This window comes from Streptomyces sp. S186 (genome assembly GCF_051603415.1).
Taxonomy (GTDB): domain Bacteria; phylum Actinomycetota; class Actinomycetes; order Streptomycetales; family Streptomycetaceae; genus Streptomyces.
Map to the genome: position 1 here is coordinate 4,693,480 of NZ_CP193932.1, position 19,509 is coordinate 4,712,988.

General features: G+C 73.0%; 15 protein-coding genes. 9 read left to right on the forward strand and 6 right to left on the reverse strand.

Annotation, left to right across the window (positions count from 1 at the left end; all coding sequences use genetic code 11):
* Positions 1–257: 257 nt before the first annotated feature.
* Complete coding sequence (locus ACRAS8_RS20315; protein ID WP_438487418.1) at positions 258–1,292, reverse strand: hydroxyacid dehydrogenase; 1,035 nt, start codon at positions 1,290–1,292, stop codon at positions 258–260.
* 295 nt (positions 1,293–1,587) lie between these two features.
* Here ACRAS8_RS20315 and ACRAS8_RS20320 point away from each other — a divergent pair, with 295 nt between their 5' ends.
* Positions 1,588–2,361: an SDR family NAD(P)-dependent oxidoreductase gene (locus tag ACRAS8_RS20320; protein ID WP_438487419.1), complete on the forward strand. Its 774-nt coding sequence runs from the start codon at positions 1,588–1,590 to the stop codon at positions 2,359–2,361.
* Between the two features lie 185 nt (positions 2,362–2,546).
* Here the strand turns inward: ACRAS8_RS20320 and ACRAS8_RS20325 are convergent, their stop codons facing one another.
* Complete coding sequence (locus ACRAS8_RS20325; RefSeq protein WP_438487420.1) at positions 2,547–3,218, reverse strand: MOSC domain-containing protein; 672 nt, start codon at positions 3,216–3,218, stop codon at positions 2,547–2,549.
* Between the two features lie 92 nt (positions 3,219–3,310).
* Here ACRAS8_RS20325 and ACRAS8_RS20330 point away from each other — a divergent pair, with 92 nt between their 5' ends.
* Positions 3,311–4,222, forward strand: coding sequence for a LysR family transcriptional regulator (locus tag ACRAS8_RS20330; RefSeq protein WP_438487421.1), 912 nt, complete (start codon positions 3,311–3,313; stop codon positions 4,220–4,222).
* A 182-nt stretch (positions 4,223–4,404) separates the two neighbouring features.
* On the opposite strand, the gene ACRAS8_RS20335 is transcribed toward ACRAS8_RS20330, so the two are convergent.
* Entirely contained in the window at positions 4,405–4,737 is a 333-nt protein-coding gene (locus ACRAS8_RS20335; RefSeq protein ID WP_018538710.1) for a WhiB family transcriptional regulator, read from the reverse strand.
* 382 nt (positions 4,738–5,119) lie between these two features.
* Here ACRAS8_RS20335 and ACRAS8_RS20340 point away from each other — a divergent pair, with 382 nt between their 5' ends.
* From ACRAS8_RS20340 to ACRAS8_RS20355, 4 genes are all read left to right on the forward strand, one after another.
* The gene (locus ACRAS8_RS20340) at positions 5,120–5,731 is read left to right on the forward strand and encodes a response regulator transcription factor (protein WP_003948568.1); all 612 of its coding nucleotides are present in this window, start codon (positions 5,120–5,122) and stop codon (positions 5,729–5,731) included.
* A 279-nt stretch (positions 5,732–6,010) separates the two neighbouring features.
* Positions 6,011–6,586 (forward strand): sigma-70 family RNA polymerase sigma factor, encoded by a 576-nt coding sequence (locus ACRAS8_RS20345; protein ID WP_018538709.1) that lies wholly within the window; start codon positions 6,011–6,013, stop codon positions 6,584–6,586.
* Positions 6,587–6,792: 206 nt separating this feature from the next.
* Positions 6,793–8,295 (forward strand): IMP dehydrogenase, encoded by a 1,503-nt coding sequence (gene guaB, locus ACRAS8_RS20350; RefSeq protein WP_438487422.1) that lies wholly within the window; start codon positions 6,793–6,795, stop codon positions 8,293–8,295.
* Positions 8,296–8,394: 99 nt separating this feature from the next.
* Complete coding sequence (locus tag ACRAS8_RS20355; RefSeq protein WP_438487423.1) at positions 8,395–9,510, forward strand: GuaB3 family IMP dehydrogenase-related protein; 1,116 nt, start codon at positions 8,395–8,397, stop codon at positions 9,508–9,510.
* A 764-nt stretch (positions 9,511–10,274) separates the two neighbouring features.
* On the opposite strand, the gene ACRAS8_RS20360 is transcribed toward ACRAS8_RS20355, so the two are convergent.
* Complete coding sequence (locus ACRAS8_RS20360) at positions 10,275–11,522, reverse strand: nucleotide sugar dehydrogenase (RefSeq protein WP_438487424.1); 1,248 nt, start codon at positions 11,520–11,522, stop codon at positions 10,275–10,277.
* A 247-nt stretch (positions 11,523–11,769) separates the two neighbouring features.
* Between ACRAS8_RS20360 and ACRAS8_RS20365 the strand changes: the two genes are divergently transcribed.
* Positions 11,770–13,479 carry a glycerol-3-phosphate dehydrogenase/oxidase gene (locus tag ACRAS8_RS20365; RefSeq protein ID WP_438487425.1) on the forward strand — a complete coding sequence of 570 codons (1,710 nt, stop codon included), beginning with the start codon at positions 11,770–11,772 and terminating at the stop codon, positions 13,477–13,479.
* Positions 13,480–13,507: 28 nt separating this feature from the next.
* Here ACRAS8_RS20365 and ACRAS8_RS20370 read toward each other — a convergent pair whose 3' ends face one another.
* Positions 13,508–14,713: a serine hydrolase domain-containing protein gene (locus tag ACRAS8_RS20370; RefSeq protein WP_438487426.1), complete on the reverse strand. Its 1,206-nt coding sequence runs from the start codon at positions 14,711–14,713 to the stop codon at positions 13,508–13,510.
* Between the two features lie 188 nt (positions 14,714–14,901).
* Between ACRAS8_RS20370 and ACRAS8_RS20375 the strand changes: the two genes are divergently transcribed.
* Both ACRAS8_RS20375 and ACRAS8_RS20380 read left to right on the forward strand, forming a co-directional pair.
* Positions 14,902–17,025 carry a protein kinase domain-containing protein gene (locus tag ACRAS8_RS20375; protein WP_438487427.1) on the forward strand — a complete coding sequence of 708 codons (2,124 nt, stop codon included), beginning with the start codon at positions 14,902–14,904 and terminating at the stop codon, positions 17,023–17,025.
* 240 nt (positions 17,026–17,265) lie between these two features.
* Positions 17,266–19,272 (forward strand): protein kinase, encoded by a 2,007-nt coding sequence (locus ACRAS8_RS20380; RefSeq protein ID WP_438490547.1) that lies wholly within the window; start codon positions 17,266–17,268, stop codon positions 19,270–19,272.
* Here the strand turns inward: ACRAS8_RS20380 and ACRAS8_RS20385 are convergent.
* A complete protein-coding gene (locus tag ACRAS8_RS20385) occupies positions 19,254–19,472 on the reverse strand; it encodes a DUF397 domain-containing protein (RefSeq protein WP_438490548.1) in 219 nt (72 codons plus the stop codon). The two genes, ACRAS8_RS20380 and ACRAS8_RS20385, sit on opposite strands and share 19 nt — an antisense overlap.
* Between the last annotated feature and the right edge of the window lie 37 nt (positions 19,473–19,509).

Sequence of the window (19,509 nt, forward strand, 5' to 3'; positions counted from 1 at the left end):
CGCCCGTTCCTGACGCCCGGCTCCGGCCGTTCCCGACGTCCTGCTCCGGACCGTTCCTGAGCCTCGTTCGTTCCTGAGCCTTGCCCGTTCACGAGGCTCGTTCCCGGGCCTCTCCCTGACGGGACATCAGATTTTGACGGAGCGTCAGGCGTTCCTCGCGCCCCTCATGCCCCTCATACCCCTCGCCTTTCCTGGTGTCCCGTCAGTCGGAGTGCTCAGCCCCTCCCCGTCAGTCGGAGTGCCCCAGCCCTTCCCGGTCAGGCCGAGTGCCCCAGCTCCTCCCGCCGCACCGGATCCGCGAACGGCAGCCCCCGCGCGTACCGCTCCAGCTCGTCGAGCGCATGGTCGGCCATCCGGTGCAGCTCGGTCCCCATCGACCCGGCGACATGTGGGGTGAGCAGCACGTTCGGCAGCTCGTACAGCGGCGAGTCCGCGGCCGGGAGCGCGGGCTCGGTGACGTCGAGCACCGCGGAGAGCCGCCCGCTGCACAACTCGGCGACCAGCGCCGCCTCGTCCACCAGCGAACCGCGGGAGGTGTTGACCAGCGTCGCCCCGTCCGGCATCAGCGCCAGCTCGCGCCCGCCGATCAGATGCCGGGTGGCCGGCACCTCCGGCGCGTGCACGCTGACGACGTCGCTCCCCGCGCACAGCTCCGCCAGCGGAACCCGCTCCACGCCCAGCCGCCCCGCCTCCTCCTCGTCCACATACGGGTCGTACAGCAGCACCCGTGGTCCGAACGGGCGCAGCAGTTCGACGACCCGCCGGCCGATCCGGGAGGCCCCGACGATGCCGACGGTGCGGCCGTGGTTGCCGGCGCCGTCCAGCTCGCGCAGCCAGTCGTGCGGCGCGCGCAGGGTGCGGTAGCGGTGGGCGGCGTGCAGCACGCGCTTGTTGGCGAAGAGGATCGCGGCCAGGGTGTACTCCGCGACCGGCAGCGCGTTGGCCCCGGCGGCCGAGCTGACCGCGATGCCCCGTGCCCAGCAGGCGTCGGTGACATGGTCCTTGACGGACCCGGCCGCGTGCACGACGGCCCGCAGTCGCGGCGCCGCGGCCAGCACCTCTGCCGTCAGTGCCGGTGCGCCCCAGCAGGTGAACAGCACCTCCGCCTCGGCGAGCGCGGCGGCCACCCCGGGCCCCGGCGCGTCCCATCGGTGCGCGACGACCCGAGGGTCCGTCCGGGCCAGGCTCTCCAGCCGCTCCCGCTGCGGCTGCCCGAGCAACCGCTCGGCGATCCCCGGGCCCATGGCCAGGAGCACTGCTGGGTGTAGACGCGACTGCGCTGGTTGGTGCATTACTCGACCCCCTTCTCCCGCTGTGAGCCTCGCTGCCTGTGCGCCGCCGCCTCCTCTTGTTTCGGCAACGAATTACGGTGCGTGAGGAGTTCCCTACTCCGTTACTGATTGTAGTCGAGTTGTGGTCGAGTGTGTGCGGCGGTGGGTGGTGTTGCGGATGGCCGAGACGGCCCGGTGGCCGAGACGGCCTGGCGGCCGGGCGGGCCCGGCGGGGGACGCCGCCAGGCCGGGGGGAAGGGCCAACCCACCGCCACCGCAACGCGGCAAGTCCCAGGCCCCCCGCTACGGTTCCGGTATGACGACTGCACTGATCACAGGAGCAACCGCCGGCATCGGCGCCGCGTTCGCCCGTCGGCTCGCGGGCGACGGCCACAGCGTGGTGCTGGTCGCCCGCGACGAGAAGCGTCTCCGGGCGCAGGCCACCGAACTGCACGACCGCCACGGGATCGAGGCGGAGGTGCTGAGCGCCGACCTGGCGACCGATGAGGGGATCGCCGCCGTCGAGGCGCGTCTCACGGACACCAGGCGCCCGGTGGACCTGCTGGTCAACAACGCCGGCTTCGGCAACAAGGGCGAGTACCTAGAGGTCCCGATGGCTGACGAACTGGCGATGCTCAAGGTGCACTGCGAGGCGGTGCTGCGGCTGACCACGGCCGGGGTGCGCGGGATGCGCGAGCGCCGGCGCGGCGCGGTGGTCAACGTGGCGTCGGTCGCGGCGTTCGTCCCGCGCGGCACCTACGGCGCGAGCAAGGCGTGGGTCGTGCAGTTCACCCAGGGCGCCGCCCGCGACCTGGCCGGCAGCGGGGTGCGGCTGATGGCGCTGTGCCCCGGCTTCGTACGGACCGAGTTCCACCAGCGGGCCGGGATGGGCACCGACAACATCCCGGGCTGGATGTGGCTGGACGCGGACAATCTCGTGGACGCCGCCATGAAGGATCTGGCCCGCGGCAAGTCCCTGTCCATCCCGGACCCGCGCTACAAGGCCCTGATGGGCGCCGTGAAGCTGGCGCCGCGCGGGCTGCTCGGCGGCCTCACCTCGCGCACGGGTCGGAAGTACGGCCCCAGGTAGCGTCTGCTGCGGCCAAGTGTGGCCGACTGCCACTGGTCAGCTGCGGCCAGCTGGGCCGACTGCGGTTGGTCGCAACCAACTGCGGCCCGGGGGCGGCGAGTTGGGGAGACTTGGGGCAGGGTCAGGCACCACCCTCCGCTGCCCGCCGCCTCGCGCGTACACCGTCCTGCCCCCGCCCCGCCGCGTCAGCTCGCCGCCCGCTGCGCATACTTGGCCGCCGTCGCCCGGGCCTCCTGGGGCAGTGCCTCGCCCGCCTCCAGCAGGCGCGGCAGCAGTTCGCGGCGGGTGGTCAGGGCGCGGAACATCAGCCCGATGGTCACGTCGTGGTCCGGCCGGTGCTCGACCCGTACGGTGTCGCCGGCCCGGATCTCGCCGGCTTCCAGTACCCGCAGATACGCGCCGGGCACTGCCGCCTCGGTGAACCGCTTGATCCAGCCGTGCTCGTCCAGCCAGCCCTGGAACGTCCGGCAGGGGATCCGCGGCGAGGTGACCTCCAGCAGTACCTCCGGGCCGACCCGCCAGCGCTCGCCGACCCGGGCGTCGGTGACGTCCAGGCCGGCGGTGGTGAGGTTCTCGCCGAAGACGCCGTTGGCCAGTTCGCGGTTCAGTTCCCGCTGCCAGTCGTCCAGGTCCTCGCGCGCGTAGGCGTAGACGGCCTGGTCGTCGCCGCCGTGGTGACGCAGGTCCACCACCGTGTCGCCCGCGAGGCCGCTGCCGGCCGTGCCTTTGGGGCCCGGGGCGGCCACCGCGACGGGGCCGTTCACGGGCCGTTTGTCGATGCCCGTTCCGCGCTCTGCGGAGGTGTGGGCAGAGGGGGTGGCCCGCCCGATGTTCACGGTCAGTAGCTTCGCTTCCATGAGCGCACGCTAGGCCATAGGTCATAGGCCAAAGGTCAAAAGCCGGCACGCTGTTTTTCGCGACCTGCCCAAGAATCGCTTATAGTCAAAGGGTGATCGAAGCCCGTCATCTCCGCGTGCTGCGCGCCGTCGCCCGGACCGGCTCCTTCTCCGCCGCGGCGCGGGAGCTCGGCTGCACCCAGCCCGCGGTCAGTCAGCAGATGAAGGCCCTGGAGCAGTCCGCCGGGACCCCGCTTCTGGTGCGCGCCGGCCGCGAGATGCGGCTGACGCAGGCCGGCGAGGCACTGGTCCGGCACGCGGCCGGCATCCTGGCCGGGCTCACCGCCGCCGAGGACGAGGTCGCGGCCATCGCGGGGCTGCGCGCGGGGCGGGTGCGGCTGGTGTCGTTCCCGTCGGGCAGCTCGACGCTGGTGCCGACGGCGCTGGCCAGGATGCGGGCCGCCCATCCCGGCGTCCGGGTGTCGCTGGACGAGGCCGAGCCGCCGCGCTCGATCGACCTGCTGCGCAACGGCGAGTGCGAGATCGCGCTGGCCTTCCGTTATCCGGAGGTGCGCGGCGCGGACCCGTCGGCCGGGGCGGAGTGGGAGGACCTGGTGGTCCGGCCGGTGCTGGCGGACCGGCTGGTCGGCCTGGTGCCGGAGGGGCACCGGCTGGCGCGGGCCGGCACCGCGTGCTTCGCGGACCTGGCCGACGAGCCGTGGATCGCGGGCTGCCCGCGGTGCCGCACCCATCTCGTCGAGGTCTGTGAACGCGCCGGCTTCACCCCGCGGATCGACTTCGCGACGGACGACTATCCGGCGGTGATCGGCCTGGTCGGCGCCGGCCTGGGCGTCGCGGCGCTGCCCCAGCTGACCCTGGAGTCGGTACGGCCCAAGGGTGCGGCGACGGTGCGGATGGAGCCCGCCGTACACCGTGAGATCGTCGCGCTCACCCTGCCGGATCTGGCGCATGTGCCGGCGGTCGGCGCGATGCTCGACCAGCTCGCGGACGCCGCGGGCCGCTGACCGCCGCCGGCCCCGGAGGGGCGGGGCCGCGACGGGGTACGGGCCGCGGGCCGTGCGGATCTTGAGGTGGTGGGGCGGGTGGTGACGCGCGCATCATCGGTCGCCGCTCCGTCCCGATGACTGCAGAAGTCCGCCCCGATAACTGCAGGAACGTTTCTGCGAACGATGGTCAGGGTGGTCGGTCAGGCGCCCGGCATGGTCGCGTGCCCGGGCAGGGAACTCGCCGGGACCATCCGGTGGCGGGCCCGTCCCATGAGTTCCTCGCGTTCGTCCTCGGTGAGGCCGCCCCACACGCCGTAGGGCTCGCGGACGGCCAGAGCGTGCGCCGCGCACTGGGCCCGCACCGGGCAGCGCATGCAGACCTCCTTCGCCGATGCCTCCCGCGCGCTGCGGGCCGCGCCTCGCTCGCCCTCGGGGTGGAAGAAGAGCGAGCTGTCCACGCCGCGGCAGGCGGCGAGCAACTGCCAGTCCCAGAGGTCTGCGTTCGGGCCCGGGAGGCGGGAGAAATCTGCCATTGCTTGTCCCCTCGGAAGCGATGCGTTTCGGGCTCGGTCTTCACGACGTTACATCTACTGTCTAAGTAGATGTAAATATGACTCATTGCGAATCTAGCCGCAGTCAACGCGAAAATGGAAGAAACAGAGCCAAATAGGGCATAGGGTGCACGCGCGGATGCCGGCTGCTCAGCAAGACGTTTGCGTATCCGGCTCCTCACGGAGCGTGCTGAACTCGGTCGCCGAAGCCGTAACTCTTTCGAGTGACCGTCGTTGAGTGTGCGGAGGCGGTTGGCAGAGGTAGCCCTCGGGCAGGTGTCCGAGCGGTTCGTCGATCGCCCAGGTGACGATACGTACCAGCCTGGAGGCTCAAGGTGACGCGCATCAGCTGCGGAGGGCGGTCATGACTTCCGTCCTCGTCTGCGACGACTCCCCGCTTGCCCGAGAGGCGCTCCGACGGGCGGTTGCAACCGTGCCCGGCGTCGAGCGCGTGACCACCGCGGCCAATGGCGAGGAGGTCCTCCGCCGCTGGGGGGCCGACCGCTCGGACCTGATTCTGATGGACGTACGGATGCCCGGCCTCGGCGGTGTCGAGACCGTGCGCCGGCTGCTGTCCGCCGACCCCGGTGCCCGGATCATCATGCTGACGGTGGCCGAGGATCTGGACGGGGTGGCGCTCGCGGTCGCCGCCGGCGCCCGCGGCTATCTGCACAAGGACGCCTCGCGTGCCGAGCTGCGCGCGACGGTGACCCAGGCCCTGGCCGACCCGACGTGGCGGCTCGCCCCGCGCCGGCTGCGGTCCGCCGAGATGGGTGCCGCCCCGACCCTCACCGCCCGGGAGATCCAGGTGCTGGAGGGCATGAGCCACGGCCGCTCCAACGCCGAGATCGGACGTGAGCTGTTCCTCTCCGAGGACACGGTCAAGACGCACGCGCGACGGCTGTTCAAGAAACTCGGCGCCTCCGACCGTGCGCACGCGGTGGCGCTCGGCTTCCGCTGGGGTCTGGTCCGCTGAACCCTTGTGACGTGCAGCGATGCGGGGGAGTGAAGATCCCCGCCCGCCCTCTGGCGGGCGGGGCGGCATGAGGCCCCGCACGCCGCCCGGTGCCACGGCGGCCCGATTCGCCGCGCGGTGCCGCATGCTTGAGGCATGGAGTTCCTCGGGGACGGGCCGGTCGGGCACGAGGGGAGGGCGCAGGAAATGACAGCCGGCGCACCTGCCGCGCACAACGCTTCAGCGCACAAGCGTGGACCTGATGCCGCGGATCGTTCGGCGTCAGGGCACCATGGACCGATGCGCGATGACGGGAAGCAGGAGATCGGCGCTCTCGTCGCACGTGCCGTCGAGGGGGACCGGCAGGCCACCCACGACCTGTTGGCGCACGTCCACCCTCTCGCCCTGCGCTACTGCCGTACCCGGCTCTCCCGGCTGCCCGGCGATGCCCGGCACTTCGTCGAGGACCTCGCGCAGGAGGTCTGTGTGGCGGTGCTGTGTGCGCTGCCCCGTTACCGCGACACCGGGAAGCCCTTCGAGGCGTTCGTCTTCGCCATCGCCGGTCACAAGGTCGCCGATCTCCAGCGGGCCGCGATGCGGCATCCGGGCAGCACGGCCGTGCCGTCGGACGAGATGCCCGAGCAGCCGGACGACTCGCTGGGGCCCGAGGAGCGGGCGCTGCTGAGCAGCGACGCCGAGTGGGCCAAGAAGCTGCTGGCCAATCTGCCGGAGAACCAGCGGGAGCTGGTTCTGCTGCGGGTGGCGGTGGGGCTGACGGCCGAGGAGACGGGGCAGATGCTGGGAATGTCGCCGGGTGCGGTGCGGGTCGCCCAGCACCGGGCGCTGAGCAGGCTGCGGGCGCTCGCCGAGCAGTAGCCCGCCGGCAGTTCGCGATGCGCGCGGGCGTTCCGATGTGCCGCCGTCCCGTAGGCCCGTTGGCCCGTCCCGCAGGCCCGTCCGCGGCGGGAAGTCGCCGTAGGAACGTACGAGTGATGAGGCCCTCATTGCTCGTGGGTTGGGACACTCTACGAGGCCGTTAGCATGGGAGTCCGCGCTGAGGCAAGAGCATTGGGGAAGGTGTCATGAGTGACAACGTCGAGGGTATGCCCGCCAAATTCGCCATGCTCGGGCTGACATACGACGATGTGCTGCTGCTGCCCGGCGCGTCCGAGGTGCTGCCCAACGCCGTGAACACCGCGTCCCGTGTCTCGCGGAACGTCCGGGTGAACATCCCGCTGCTCTCGGCCGCCATGGACAAGGTCACCGAGGCGCGGATGGCGATCGCCATGGCGCGTCAGGGCGGTGCGGGCGTGCTGCACCGCAATCTGTCGATCGAGGACCAGGCCAACCAGGTCGACCTGGTCAAGCGTTCCGAGTCCGGGATGGTCACCGACCCGATCACGGTCCGGCCGGACGCGCCGCTGGCGGAGGCGGACGCGCTGTGCGCCAAGTTCCGGATCAGCGGGGTGCCGGTCACCGACGGCGCGGGCAAGCTGCTGGGCATCGTGACCAACCGCGACATGGCCTTCGAGATGGACCGCAGCCGCCAGGTCCGCGAGGTCATGACGCCGATGCCGCTGGTCACCGGCAAGGTCGGCATCTCGGGCGAGGACGCCATCGAGCTGCTGCGCCGCCACAAGATCGAGAAGCTGCCGCTGGTCGACGACGCGGGCGTGCTCAAGGGTCTGATCACCGTCAAGGACTTCGTCAAGGCGGAGAAGTACCCGAACGCCGCCAAGGACGCCGAGGGCCGGCTGATCGTCGGCGCCGCGGTGGGCGTCGGCGACTCCGCGTACGACCGGGCGCAGGCGCTGGTCGAGGCCGGTGCGGACTTCCTGGTCGTGGACAGCGCGCACGGCCACAGCCGCGGCATCCTCGACATGATCGCCAAGATCAAGTCCAACATCGGCGTGGACGTCGTCGGCGGCAACGTCGCGACCCGGGACGGCGCCCAGGCGCTGATCGACGCCGGCGTGGACGGGGTGAAGGTCGGCGTGGGCCCCGGCTCGATCTGCACCACGCGGGTGGTCGCCGGCATCGGTGTCCCGCAGGTCACCGCGATCTACGAGGCCGCGCAGGCGTGCCACGCGGCGGACGTGCCGCTGATCGGCGACGGCGGTCTGCAGTACTCCGGCGACATCGCCAAGGCGATCGCGGCCGGTGCGGACACCGTGATGCTGGGCTCGCTGCTGGCCGGCTGCGAGGAGTCGCCGGGCGAGATGGTCTTCGTCAACGGCAAGCAGTTCAAGTCGTACCGCGGCATGGGTTCGCTGGGCGCGATGCAGTCGCGCGGCCAGGCGCAGTCGTTCTCGAAGGACCGCTACTTCCAGGACAACGTCCTCTCCGAGGACAAGCTGGTGCCGGAGGGCATCGAGGGCCAGGTGCCCTACCGCGGCCCGCTGGCGTCGGTCGCGCACCAGCTCGTCGGCGGTCTGCGCGCCTCCATGGGGTACGTCGGCTCGGCCGACATTCCCGAGCTCAAGGAGAAGGGCCGGTTCGTGCGGATCACCGCGGCGGGCCTGAAGGAGAGCCACCCGCACGACGTCCAGATGGTCACCGAGGCGCCCAACTACGCGCGGAGCTGACGGCCTCGCCGAGGTCCGCTTCGCCGAGTGGCGGCCGGATGCGCCCCCAGTCTTCCCCGTCGGGGATACTGGGGGCGTATCCGTAGGAAGGCAGAACCAGTGACTGAGATCGAGATCGGGCGCGGCAAGCGCGGCCGCCGGGCATACGCGTTCGACGACATCGCCGTGGTACCCAGTCGGCGCACTCGCGACCCGAAGGAGGTCTCGATCGCCTGGCAGATCGACGCCTACCGCTTCGAGCTGCCGTTCCTGGCGGCCCCGATGGACTCGGTGGTCTCGCCGCAGACCGCGATCCGCATCGGTGAGCTGGGCGGCCTCGGGGTGCTGAACCTCGAAGGGCTGTGGACCCGCTACGAGGACCCGGAGCCGCTGCTGGCGGAGATCGCGGAGCTGGACGGTTCCGCCGCGACCCGGCGCCTCCAGGAGATCTACGCCGCGCCGATCAAGGAGGAGCTGATCGGGCAGCGGATCAAGGAGGTGCGGGACGCCGGTGTGGTCACCGCCGCCGCGCTCTCCCCGCAGCGCACCGCGCAGTTCTCCAAGGCGGTCGTGGACGCCGGCGTGGACATCTTCGTGATCCGCGGGACGACGGTGTCGGCGGAGCACGTCTCGTCCGCCGCGGAGCCGCTGAACCTCAAGCAGTTCATCTACGAGCTGGACGTGCCGGTGATCGTCGGCGGCTGCGCGACGTACACCGCGGCGCTGCACCTGATGCGGACCGGCGCGGCGGGCGTGCTGGTGGGCTTCGGCGGTGGCGCCGCGCACACCACCCGCAACGTGCTGGGCATCCAGGTCCCGATGGCGACCGCGGTGGCCGATGTGGCCGCGGCCCGCCGGGACTACATGGACGAGTCCGGCGGCCGATATGTGCACGTCATCGCGGACGGCGGGGTCGGGTACTCCGGCGACCTGCCGAAGGCGATCGCCTGCGGGGCGGACGCGGTGATGATGGGTTCGCCGCTGGCGCGGGCGACGGACGCGCCGGGCCGCGGCCACCACTGGGGCATGGAGGCGGTCCACGAGGACGTCCCGCGCGGCAAGCGGGTCGACCTCGGTGCGGTCGGCACGACCGAGGAGATCCTCTGCGGTCCGTCGACGACGCCGGACGGGACGATGAACTTCTTCGGGGCGCTGCGGCGGGCGATGGCCACGACCGGGTACTCGGAGTTGAAGGAGTTCCAGCGGGTTGAGGTCACGGTCGCGCCGGGGCGGTAAGCCTAGGACCTACGAAGGGCCGGTCATCCAAGAGCGGGTGACCGGCCCTTTCGCATGCCCGGACGTTCGCATGCCCGGATGTCTGTGGGGGCGCCTTGTGTGGTGCGGGGGCGCACGGTTGTCTTCGCGGCGAATCCGGCCCGGTCAACGGGGCCGGGGCCGATAGCGTTCACGTGGCGCCCCGGCCTTTCGGGAGCGCCCCCTTCCAAGGACTTGGTTCCGGACCCCGGCCGTCGGGGCCCGGCCCGATTTCCGACGGACCGCCTCACCGGGCCAATGGGGCGGTGTCGTGGAAGGGGGCGGCGCCCATGGGACGCCACCGCAAGCCCACTCGCTGGGACCGGATCCGTCTTCGGATGGTGAAGTGCCGGAGGAGGTGGATCTTGCGGATTCACGGAAGGTGAGCGGCCACCCCTATAGAGGCTAGGGGTGGACACTCCGTTCATCTTCAGGAGCCTGCCGCAGTGGCCACTGCGGTGGGCTCCACCTTTTGCGGTGATGGTGAGCGGCCGCCCCCAAGAAGGCTAGGGGCGGACACCCGTGATCCATCAGGAGCCTGCCGCAGTGCCCTCTGCGGTGGGCTCCACCTTTTGCGGTGATGGCGAGCGGCCACCCCTAAAAGGTCTAGGGGTGGACACTCCGTCCATCTTCAGGAGCCTGCCGCAGTGGCCTCTGCGATGGGCTCCGTCTGGTTCCGTACGGTACCCGTGGCGGGGGCCGGGTGCCACCAGCTCCGGAGTCCGGGCGGCTGTGCGCGCCCCCTTTCAGAGTCGATGCGCCGCCCCTGTGGGGGTGGCTCCCCGCGTGTCGAGGAGGAGTTGGGCCTTGACGGCCAGGCCCTGGAGGTCGTAGGTGCGGTGGGGTTGGAGGAGGACCGTCAGGTCGGCGGTGGCGGCGGCTTCGTAGAGGGAGTCGGCGCGGGGGACGGGGCGGCCGTGGATTTCCCAGTGGGGGACGTAGGGGTCGTGGTAGGTGAGGTGGGCGCCCAGGTCGCTCAGGCGGGCGGCGACCTCGGCGGCGGGGGTGCCGGCGAGGTCGGCGAGGTCGGGCTTGTAGGTGATGCCGAGCAGCAGGATGCGGGCGCCGCGGGCGGACTTGCCGTGTTCGTTGAGCAGGGTGGTGCAGCGCTGGATGACGTAGGTCGGCATGCGGCCGTTGATTTCCTGGGCGAGTTCGACCAGGCGGAGCGGGGAGCCGGGTGAACTGCCGCGCGGGGTGCGGTGGTTGGGGTCGATGGGGGCGGCGTGGCCGCCGACGCCGGGGCCGGGGCGGAAGGACTGGAAGCCGAACGGTTTGGTCTCGGCGCAGCGGATGACGTCCCACAGGTCGACGCCGATCTCGTGGCAGTAGACGGCCATTTCGTTCATCAGGGCGATGTTGATGTGGCGGTAGTTGGTTTCCAGGAGGTTGGCGGTCTCGGCCTCGCGGGGGCCGCGGGCGCGGACGACCTTGTCGGTGAGCCGGCCGTAGAAGGCGGCGGCTGCCTCGGTGCAGGCGGGGGTGAGGCCGCCGATGACCTTGGGGGTGTTGCGGTAGCGGTGGGTGCGGTTGCCGGGGTCGTGGCGGGTGGGGGAGCAGGCGAGGTGGAAGTCGCGGCCGGCGGTGAGTCCGGAGCCGGCTTCGAGGAGGGGGCGGAGGAACTTCTCGGTGGTGCCCGGGTAGCCGGCCGATTCGAGGATGACGGTGGTGTGCGGGCGCAGGCGGGCGGCGAGGGTGCGGGCGGCCTCGGCGAGGGCGGAGAGGTCCAGGGTGCGGTCGGCGCCGAGCGGGGTGGGGCTGCACAGGACGGCCGTACGGACCCGGCCCAGGGCGGCGGGGTCGGCGGTGGTGCGGAAGCCGGCGGCGAGCAGCCGGCGGACCTCGGTGGCGGACAGCGGGCCGCCGCTGCCGGGGAGCGCGGCCACCTGGGGATCGGGGTCGTAGCCGAGGGTGGTGAGGCCGGCGGCGGTGGCGGCCTGGGCGAGGGGGAGACCCAGGTGACCGAGTCCGATGACGGCGAGATCTGCGGGCATGCTGCGGCCGTCCTTCCCGAGCGAGTGTGTGGGCCCTGCGCGTGTCCTCGTGGCGGCCGGGCGCCGTGCGCGGGAGCCGGCCACCGAAAGGGCATAAGTAGACTAAGCGGATATTTGACCCAGAATGGGTATTGGTGGATCAAGGTGGCCGGGTGTTGCCCCGCGGGCGGACGGTGGTTGCCAGCGGCGGCCGCGGCCACAATCGACGGACGGGGGGGCCGGTTCCGAATCACAGCGGGAGGCAGTGGTGAAGACAGCGACACTCGGACCGGCGCAGCGCGCCAAGGCGCTCACCCAGATGGCGGAGCGGGAACTGGACGTGCTGGTGGTCGGCGGCGGTGTGGTCGGTGCCGGTACGGCGCTGGACGCCGCGACCCGCGGGCTGGACACCGGGCTGGTGGAGGCCCGTGACTGGGCGTCGGGCACGTCCAGCCGGTCGAGCAAGCTCATCCACGGCGGGCTGCGCTATCTGGAGATGCTGGACTTCGCGCTGGTGCGGGAGGCGTTGAAGGAGCGCGGGCTGCTGCTCCAGCGGCTGGCGCCCCATCTGGTCAAGCCGGTGCCGTTCCTCTATCCGCTGCGGCACAAGGGCTGGGAGCGCTGGTACGCGGGCTCCGGTGTGGCGCTCTACGACGGGATGTCGGTCTCCTCCGGGCACGGCCGGGGGCTGCCCGTCCACCGGCATCTCTCGCACCGGCGGGCGCTGCGGGTGGCGCCCTGTCTGCGGAAGGACGCGCTGGTCGGCGCGTTGCAGTACTACGACGCGCAGATGGACGACGCGCGGTACGTCATGACCCTGGTGCGCACCGCGGCCGCGTACGGCGCGCAGGTCGCCAACCGGGCGCGGGTGGTGGGTTTCCTGCGCGAGGGCGAGCGGGTGGTCGGCGCGCGGGTGCAGGACGTCGAGGGCGGTGTGGAGCACGAGATCCGGGCCCGGCAGATCGTCAACGCGACGGGGGTGTGGACCGACGACACCCAGGCGCTGATCGGGGAGCGCGGCCAGTTCCACGTCCGGGCGTCGAAAGGGATTCACCTGGTCGTCCCCAAGGACCGGATCCATTCGACGACCGGGCTGATCCTGCGGACGGAGAAGAGCGTGCTCTTCGTCATCCCGTGGGGGCGGCACTGGATCATCGGGACGACGGACACCGACTGGGATCTGGACAAGGCGCATCCGGCGGCCTCCAGCGCCGACATCGACTATCTGCTGGAGCATGTGAACGCGGTGCTTGCCACGCCGCTGACCAGGGACGACGTGGAGGGCGTCTATGCCGGGCTGCGGCCGCTGCTGGCCGGGGAGTCGGACGCCACCAGCAAGCTCTCGCGGGAGCACACGGTGGCCCACCCGGTGCCGGGCCTGGTGGTCGTCGCGGGCGGCAAGTACACGACGTACCGGGTGATGGCGAAGGACGCGGTGGACGAGGCGGTGCACGCGCTGGACGCCCGGGTCGCCGAGTGCGTCACCGAGGACGTGCCGCTGGCGGGCGCCGAGGGCTACCGGGCGCTGTGGAACGCGCGGGCCCGGATGGCCGCCCGGACCGGACTGCACGTGGCCCGCACGGAGCATCTGCTGAACCGCTACGGCTCGTTGACCGAGGAGCTGCTGGAACTGGTGGTGGCCGACCCCTCGCTGGGCCGGCCGCTCGCCGCCGCCGACGACTACCTGCGCGCCGAGGTCGTCTACGCCTGTACGCACGAGGGCGCCCGGCATCTCGACGACGTGCTGACCCGGCGCACCCGGATCTCCATCGAGACCTTCGACCGCGGCACCCGCAGCGCCCGGGAGGCGGCCGAACTGATGGCCCCGGCGCTGGGCTGGGACAGCGCGCAGATCGAGAAGGAGATCGCGCACTACGAGAAGCGGGTGGAGGCCGAGCGCGAGTCGCAGCGCCAGCCGGACGACCTGACGGCGGACGCGGCCCGGCTGGGGGCGCCGGACATCGTGCCGCTGACGTAGCGGCAGGCGGCCCCCGTGTCCGTTCCGGTCAGGCGCGCCGGTTGCGGTGGGGTGGGCAGAACGCGGCGGCCAGGACGGCGGTGCCGGCGGCCCGGCCGGCCGGGGCGTCGGTGTTGACCCGGAAGCTGACCAGGTGCCGGCCGTCGGCGGTGCCGGCGGTCTGCGCGTACGAGCCGTTGATGTCGCCGTTGTGGCCCCAGACCGTCACGCCGCAGGGCAGCCGGGTGGCGTAGACGCCCAGGCCGTAGGCGCCGTGGGTGGCCTGCTCGCCGCGGAGTTCGGCCATCTGGCGGGGCGCCAGGAGCCGGCCGCCGAGCAGCGCGGCGAAGAACCGGTTGAGGTCGCCGAGGGTGGTGATCATCTCGCCGGCCGCGCCGGCCCGGCTGGGGTCGAGGGCGGTGCTGTCCACCTCGCGGCCGCCGATCCGGGAGTAGCCGCGGCCGTGCGGCGCGGGCAGCGCCGGGCTGTCGCCGGGGAACGAGGTGCCGCGCAGGTCGAACGGGGCCAGGATGCGGCGGCGCAGCTCCTCGGCGTACGGGTGCCCGGTGACGCCCCGGATGACCAGGCCGAGAACCAGGTAGTTGGTGTTGGAGTAGGCGTAGCGGGCGCCTGGGGCGGCGGTCGGCGGGTGGCCGAGCGCGATCCGCAGCAGCTCGGCCGGGGTGTGGCGGTCGTAGCGGTGGGCCAGGAAGCCCTTGCCGTAGAGCTGTTCGGCGAGGCGGGGGTCGTCGGTGTAGTTGAACAGGCCGCTGGTGTGGTCGAGGAGTTGGCGGATGGTCACCCGGCGCAGATCGCTCGCGCCGTGCGCGCCGCTGAGCGGCATTCCGGGCGGGAGGTGGTCCGCGGCGCGGTCGTCGAGCGAGAGCCGGCCCTCGCCGGCGAGTTGCAGGACGACCGTGGCGACGAGGGTCTTGGTGAGGCTGCCCGCCCGGAAGTGGTCCAGGGGGCCCATCTTCCGGCCGCTGCGCAGATCGGCGACGCCGGCCGCGGCGAACCGCGACGAGGACGGCCGGCCGTTCCGGGTGACGAGCGAGGCCGCGCCGGGCGCGCCGTCGGCCACCAGGCGGTGCAGCGCGGCCGCCTCGGCGGTCCGGGGCCCGGCCGTCGGCGCGACGGAGGCGGGCGGGGTGCTCGTACACGCCGTCAGGGACAGGGCGGCCAGCGCGGCCGGGAGCAGGCGGACGATCGGGTGCGGTCGGCCCGGCGTGACCGGGCGAGGTGGGCGCAGCGGCAAAAAGAACTCCCGTCGTCGGGGACATCATGACGGGCGGGTGGCACCTTCCGGCACCCACCCGGCCTTCCGCACGGCCGTGGATGAGGGAGAATGAAGGCTCTGCCAGGGTGGGTTGTCCGAGTTGGGTCAGTTTGGCGGTCGATGGAGTATCGGGGCTGTCAACTCGGCTGGAATGCAGAGGGGATTCCGTGGGCGACGAGGTCGAGATGGACGGCAAGGAGGGCAGGCTGCTCGCCGACCGGTACCGGCTCGCCGGTGTTCTCGGCCGGGGCGGGATGGGCACCGTCTGGCGGGCCGACGACGAGGTCCTGGGCCGCACGGTCGCGGTCAAGGAACTCCGCTTCCCCGGCGGCGTCGAGGAGGACGAGAAGCGGCGCCTGATCACCCGCACCCTGCGCGAGGCCAAGGCGATCGCCCGGATCCGCAACAACGGCGCGGTGACGGTCTACGACGTGGTCGACGAGGACGACCGGCCGTGGATCGTGATGGAGCTGGTCGAGGGCCGCTCGCTGGCCGAGGTCGTCCGCGACGACGGCCCGCTCACCCCGCGCCGCGCCGCCGAGGTCGGCCTCGCGGTGCTCGACGTCCTGCGCGCCGCCCACGGCCAGGGCATCCTGCACCGCGACGTGAAGCCGTCCAACGTCCTGATCTCCGACGACGGCCGGGTCGTGCTCACCGACTTCGGTATCGCGCAGGTCGAGGGCGACCCCTCGGTGACCTCCACCGGCATGCTCGTCGGCGCGCCCTCGTACATATCGCCGGAGCGGGCCCGCGGCCAGAAGCCGGGCCCGCCGGCCGACCTGTGGTCGCTCGGCGGCCTGCTGTACGCCTGCGTCGAGGGCGGCCCCCCGTACGACAAGGGCTCGGCGATCGCCACCCTCACCGCCGTGATGACCGAGCCGGTCGAGCCGCCCAAGAGCGCCGGCCCGCTGGAGGACGTCATCTACGGCCTGCTGGTGAAGGACCCGGAGAGCCGGCTGGACGAGGCCGGGGCGCGGGCCCTGCTGCTGGAGGTCATCCACGCCCCGGAGCCCAAGCCGGAGCCGCCGATGGACGCGACGCGGGCGATGACGCTGCCGACTGTGCCCGCGGAGCAGCGGGAGCGGGCGGAGCGGCCGGAGCGGACCGGTGGCAAGCCCGCCAAGTCCGCCAAGGCCACCAAGTCCGCCGGTGGCGCGGCCGGGCCGCGGGTGTCGAAGAAGCCGAAGCCTGCGGCCGCGGCGGCGGCCGGTGCCGGCGCCGGGACGGCTCAGGGCGCGACGAACACCGCGCGCACGGACGGCGGTTCGGGAGGTTCGGCGAAGCCGGCGGCGGCACGGGAGTCCGGCAAGGACAGTGCGGTGGCGCGGCCGGCCGCGCCCGGCGCCGGCACCCCGCCCCGCGCCGGTTTCGACGCGGACGCCGCCAAGGAGCGGGTGCGCGCGGCCCTGGCGTCCGTGCGGAACGCCGCCGCGGCGGTCCGGCCGGACTCCAGACCCGGTGACGGTGACGGCCGTCCCGCCCCGCCGCGCGCCTCGGTGACCGACGTCGTCCCGCGCCGCACCCTGATCATCGGGGCCGTCGTGGTGGTCGTCGTCCTCGGGACGCTGCTGGCACTGCTGTTCAGCAGCGGCGGCGACTCCGCGGCCACGGGTGGCAAGAGCGCCAAGGGCACGGCCGCGAGCCGGGACGCGACGGAGGCGGCCGACGCGGGCGGTACCGCCGCCACGGACGGCGCGGGCACCCCGGGCGGCGGGACGTCGGGCGGTGGCACGTCGGGCGGTGCCAAGGACGGCGGCACCGGGGGCAACGGCAACGACGGCAAGGACGGTAACGCCAAGGACGGCAACGGCGGGAAGAAGGACGGGGCGGCGCCCCCGGAGGGCTTCACGCAGGTCACCAACGGCGCCTTCCACTTCGCCATGGCGATGCCCGAGGGGTTCCACCAGACCGCCACGGCGGGGTCGCACTCCGGCGCCATATACAGCGCCGACGGCGGCTTCCCGCGCATACAGGTCGACTACAACGACTCGCCCGGCAAGGACGCCGCGGCCGCCTGGCGCAGCCTGGAGCCCAGCGTGGCCGGCTCCAGCGACGACTACCACCTGCTGGGCATCAAGGCCATCGGCTGGCGCGGCTATCCGACCGTCGCGGACTGGGCGTTCACCCGCAACCAGGGCGGCGAGGACGTGCGGGTGCTCAACCGCGGCTTCCGCGCCGACGACCACCACGGCTACGCCATCATGATCACCTGCCAGGCGGACGCCTGGGACGACGACGAGTGCCGGGAGCTGCGGGACACCGCCTTCCGGACCTTCGCGGTCAAGGACTGACTCCCCGGTAGGGCGGTAGGGCTGGCGGGTCCGGTGTGCGGTCGCCGGGGACGGATGCGGCGCGTGGGGCGGTCCGGCGGGCTCAACCGTGGGCTCAACTGTCGGTGCTGCCACGTATCGTGAGAAGTCCGGAGTCGTACGCCGCCGCCCCGGCGGACGTGGCGCCCGCTGGAGGGGAGGCGCATCGTGGACGAGCACGCACGGGGGGCGTCCCCGCGTCCGTTCGGGCCCGGGGGGAGGGTGCTCGCCGACGGGGGGCGGGTGCTCGCCGACCGCTACCGCCTGGCGGCGCCGCCGGCCGACGGCTCCGGCCCGTTCACCGCGATCCTGGCCTTCGACACCTACAGCCGGCAGGACGTGCTGATCCGTCAGGTGCCGCTGCCGGAAGTGGTGGAGGCCGAGGTGCTGGCGCCGGACGGCCGGCCGGCGGACGGGCGTGCGGAGGATGGTTTCGGCGGCGGCCCGGCGGCGGTCCTCGGTGGGAGCGTCAGCGGGCGTGCCGAGCGCGCCCCCTCGGACCCGGTCGCCCGGCGCGCCGTCCAGGCCGCCACTGCCGCCGCCCAACTCCCCGACCACGCCCTGCTGGAGCAGGTCTTCGACGTCTTCGCGCAGGACGGCAGCCTGTGGATCGTCGGGGAGCTGCTGTCCGCCCGCCCGCTGGCCGAGCTGCTCGCCGGACGGACGCTGAGCCCGCACCGCGCCGCGGAGCTCGCCGCCGATCTGCTCACCGCCCTGCGCGCCGTGCACGCGCACGGCTGGCTGCACCGCAACATCACCGCCCGCACGGTCCTGGTCTGCGACGACGGTCGGGCGGTCCTGACGGGCCTGGCGGCGGGCGCGGCGCAGGAGGCGCTGTGCGGGTACGACCCGATGCCGAGGGAGCCGGCCAAGGCGTCGGCATCCGTATCGCCGGCCAAGGAGGCGGCCGGGGGCGGCGGGGCGGCCGTGGACACGGCGTCCGGCGCGGTGCTCACCGGGCTTGCCGCCGAACGGGCCCGGCAGGCGCGGTTGCAGCTCGTCGGCGCGGTCGCCGAGCGCTGGGCGCCGGAGCAGGCCGGGCCGGCGGACGGGAACGCCGAGGCGGCGGGACCGGCGGGACCGGCGGGACCGGTGGGGCCGGCCGCGGATCTGTGGGCGGTGGGCGTGCTGTTGTTCCGCGCGGTGCAGGGGTATCCGCCGTATCCCGAGGAGAGCGCCGCCGAACTGCTGCGGCTGGTGCGGACGCAGCGGCCCGCCGAGGCCGTGGACGGCGGGGTGCTGCGGCCGGTCGTCGCGGCGCTGCTGTGCCAGGACCCGGCCGGGCGGCCGACGGCCGAGGAGCTGCTCGGCCGCCTGCGGGCGCTGGTGCGCACGGCGCCCGAACCGGATCTGGGCCGCCGGATGGTGGCCCTGCCCGCGCCGGCGGGGCCCGCCGATCCGCGGCGGCTGCCGATCGTCCGGCGGCGGGGCGAGCTGGTGCGCCGGCGGCGGCCCAAGGGCCGTTGGCCGGGCGCGCTGCCGGAGCCGCCGGGCCATGAGCTGTTGGGTCATGAGCTGTTGGGCCAGGTCGAGGTCGGCCCGGCGCCGCAGCGGTCGCGGACGCGGACGGGGCGGGGCCCGCGCAGCCTGGGGCGGGTGCTGCTCACCGTCATCCTGCTGCTGATGGTCGCCGGAATCGCCTACGCCATGGTGTTCCTGCCGAAGTCCGGGGCGGGCGGCGGGTCCGACACGGACCGCAAGAGCAACGGCACGGTCGGGGGCGCCGCCCGCCCGCCGGGCACCACCGCCCCGCAGACCACCATCCCCGGGACCGCCGCCCCCGGCTTCGCGCTGCGCACCGACCCCCTCGGTTTCCGGATAGCGGTGCGCGAGGGCTGGCAGCGCGCCACCGGCAGCCCGCAGGGCCAGGCGCGCTACACCGGCGGCGGCTACACCCTGCTGGTGGTGCCCGGCCGCGACACCACCGTGCGGTTCGGCGCCGACCCGATGGCGTACCAGCAGTCCGGGGAGCCGGAGTTGGCGGCGTTCCGGGACGCGGGCTGGTCGTCGGCCTCCGGACTGCGGCGGATCGACGTCGGTCAGACGGCGATGGCCGAGGGTACCTTCGCCTGGACGGACGCCACCGGCCGCCGGCTCTACGCCCGCAACCTCGCGGTGATCCAGAACGGCCGCTACCACCTCGTCCTGGTCATCGGCCCGGCAACGGGACGCGGTGAGGTGGACCGGCTGTACGCGCAGGCGAGCAGCTCCTACCGGCCGCCGGGCTGACCGCCCTTGACGTCGGCGACGAACGACGACCAGGCAGCCGCCGAGAAGATGAGCGCGGGGCCGTGCTGGTCCTTGCTGTCACGGACGGGGACGAGGGCGGGGAGGTCGTCGGCGACCTCGGTGGCATGGCGTGTTCCGTTTCCTGCTTCGGGTCCATTCGCGTAACGACCGGTCCACGCACGGTAGTTCAGGTCCTTGATCCAGTACGCGGGATCGGACGGACTCCGCCCGATCGGC

Coding starts and splice junctions, on each gene's coding strand:
- ACRAS8_RS20335 (WP_018538710.1), bottom strand. CDS start 4,737: ATGGCAGATTTCTCCCGCCTCCCGGGCCCGAACGCAGACCTCTGGGAC.
- ACRAS8_RS20345 (WP_018538709.1), top strand. CDS start 6,011: ATGCGCGATGACGGGAAGCAGGAGATCGGCGCTCTCGTCGCACGTGCC.
- ACRAS8_RS20360 (WP_438487424.1), bottom strand. CDS start 11,522: ATGCCCGCAGATCTCGCCGTCATCGGACTCGGTCACCTGGGTCTCCCC.
- ACRAS8_RS20325 (WP_438487420.1), bottom strand. CDS start 3,218: ATGGAAGCGAAGCTACTGACCGTGAACATCGGGCGGGCCACCCCCTCT.
- ACRAS8_RS20315 (WP_438487418.1), bottom strand. CDS start 1,292: ATGCACCAACCAGCGCAGTCGCGTCTACACCCAGCAGTGCTCCTGGCC.
- ACRAS8_RS20320 (WP_438487419.1), top strand. CDS start 1,588: ATGACGACTGCACTGATCACAGGAGCAACCGCCGGCATCGGCGCCGCG.
- guaB (WP_438487422.1), top strand. CDS start 6,793: ATGAGTGACAACGTCGAGGGTATGCCCGCCAAATTCGCCATGCTCGGG.
- ACRAS8_RS20340 (WP_003948568.1), top strand. CDS start 5,120: ATGACTTCCGTCCTCGTCTGCGACGACTCCCCGCTTGCCCGAGAGGCG.